We start from the raw sequence: 394 nt of genomic DNA, 5'->3' as shown, positions 1-394 counted from the left end.
CAGACATGCATTGTGCATTTGATCCGCAACAGCCTGGACTACGCGGCTTGGGACAAGCGTCGAGTACTGGCCAAAGCTCTGAAGCCGATTTATCAGGCCATCAACGCAGAAGCGGCTGAGAAGGCATTGGATGAATTTGAAAACGGGCCCTGGGGCAAGCAGTATCCAACGGTCGTGGCCGCCTGGAGGCGCGCTTGGGATCGAGTGATTCCATTCTTTGTTTTCGCGCCGGCCATCCGGAAAGTGATCTATACCACCAACGCGATCGAGAGCATCAACGCTCAGCTACGCAAGATCATCAAGACCCGCGGTCACTTCCCGACTGACGATGCGGCAACTAAACTGATCTGGCTTGGACTGCGTAATATCACAGCAAACTGGGGCTCTGCGGCCC

General features: G+C 55.6%; 1 protein-coding gene. It reads left to right on the top strand.

Annotated elements, in window-relative coordinates:
* Nucleotides 1-394: transposase (locus tag HX875_RS32595; RefSeq protein ID WP_177049022.1), on the top strand; the 394-nt coding region annotated here is incomplete at both ends.

Origin of the sequence: Pseudomonas yamanorum (assembly GCF_013386765.1) — a bacterium.
Lineage (GTDB): Bacteria > Pseudomonadota > Gammaproteobacteria > Pseudomonadales > Pseudomonadaceae > Aquipseudomonas > Aquipseudomonas yamanorum_A.
Note: the sequence above shows the minus strand (reverse complement) of the source record. Positions and strands in the feature narration are given on the sequence as shown.